The organism is Wolbachia endosymbiont of Mansonella perstans, assembly GCF_020278605.1.
GTDB lineage: Bacteria > Pseudomonadota > Alphaproteobacteria > Rickettsiales > Anaplasmataceae > Wolbachia.
This window is the reverse complement of the sequence record NZ_JACZHU010000135.1, coordinates 1-1,543: the sequence shown is the minus strand read 5'-3', so window position 1 is coordinate 1,543 and position 1,543 is coordinate 1. Positions and strand designations below refer to the sequence as shown.

Below are 1,543 nucleotides of genomic sequence, written 5' to 3'. Positions count from 1 at the left end.
TCGTAGATTTTGTGTTTCTTTGATTATTCCTGACTGTTATCAGAAGGGCTATAAGAAGCACATCAGCTGCTTTTTCATCTTGATGAGGTGTATAAATATAGCTATGCTTTTTGAGGTTTAGAAGTTTAGTAAAGCTATTGCAATCATTTTTGTAGTGAAAAATTACATTGACACCTACTATTCCATCAATTTCCTGCAATTTAACTATCTATTTTCTAGCAAGCGTAATTGTAGGTTTATGACCATAATTTGTTCCAATAATCTTTCTTATTGAGTGTCCTACTGTCATTGTTTTTGTTTCTCGTAAAATATTCTTCATTAATTCATTAACCAGGCATGTTTGTGAGGTACCCTTTGTTAACTTGTCAGCTTGGTCTATGCTTATAGTAATTATGAATTTATCTTTTTGAACAATTGGTAAGTAACCACATCCATTTGGTTCTAAGGTATTAAAAAAGCTAAGGAATCTGCTAAGATTTTCGTAGTGAAAAATTATATCAAAGCCTACAGCTTATCTTGTTTTTCTGTCGCACTTAATATTAACTTTTAGCTTATGATCACAAATTTCTTCAACAGACCCTCTTAATTGAGAGTGCTATTGCTCTTGTTTTTACCGACTGAAGACCGTTATCTGAAATAGGTATTGGTGGTTTATAAGTTGTAAAAAACAACTTTTGTTCATACTGCTCATTATGCTTCTTTATTTTAGTAAAATGCCTCTCATATTTAGTTAACCTATCTTTTCCTTTCTGCTCCATCTTATTTAGGAAATTCTCTATCGGCTCTTGCTTAGTTAGAACGATTTTACGTATAAGTGAGATTTGTTTTTGCAAGCTAACCCAATATGGTAAACAGACAACTTTTGCATCTTCTGAGAATAAACCTTCTAATTTTTTCACTGCTTTGTACAAATTTGCTGATGTTGGTTTATAATGTTCTCTGTTGTTGTCTATGTAAGTTATTTTACCTTCTTTTACCTTGATTAAACCAGAGAACAAAACTGGCTTACCACCTGCAAGAGTTGAATGACGGCAAGCAAAATTACCTTAATTAACATTAATGTGTTGATGAGTTACTAACTTTCCATCAAGTGTGATTACATAAGCTACACAATCTTCCTCTCCTTTACTAGTATCACCAGTTGTATCATATGGTTTGTCCTTGAAGCCTTTCAACTTATTGCCTTCTATTTCTAGCATCAAATCTACATATAACTCTCCTTTGTAAGCAATTTTAGCATGCTCTACCTGCTCCTCTAGAGTGCAATACTTAACTTTTGTACTAGCTCCTAGGATTTTCCCTCCTTCAATTTCTGGAAATAAATTATAGCGGAGAAAGAGATGTTTGAATGTGTTCTCTAACCAATTCAAAACCTTATTTACAACACCAAAAACTTTTTTGTTTCCTCAAGCCGATAGAGAGCTGCTATTCCTTGGATACTGCTTGGTGGTCAGATCGAGTACCAGCTTTACCAAATTCTCTGGCAGCATATTTGAGTTTTTCCATTAAATCTTTCTTGCGTTCTACTGGTTTAGATTTTCCT

At 33.4% G+C, this 1,543-nt stretch carries 2 protein-coding genes and 1 pseudogene; all 3 read right to left on the bottom strand.

Annotated features, from left to right (window positions below):
* A pseudogene (locus tag IHO13_RS05435) lies at positions 1-199 on the bottom strand (hypothetical protein); the annotation flags it as partial.
* 370 nt (positions 200-569) lie between these two features.
* The gene (locus tag IHO13_RS05430) at positions 570-998 is read right to left on the bottom strand and encodes a hypothetical protein (protein ID WP_225538623.1); all 429 of its coding nucleotides are present in this window, start codon (positions 996-998) and stop codon (positions 570-572) included.
* Positions 999-1,046: 48 nt separating this feature from the next.
* Positions 1,047-1,370 (bottom strand): hypothetical protein, encoded by a 324-nt coding sequence (locus tag IHO13_RS05425; protein ID WP_225538622.1) that lies wholly within the window; start codon positions 1,368-1,370, stop codon positions 1,047-1,049.
* Between the last annotated feature and the right edge of the window lie 173 nt (positions 1,371-1,543).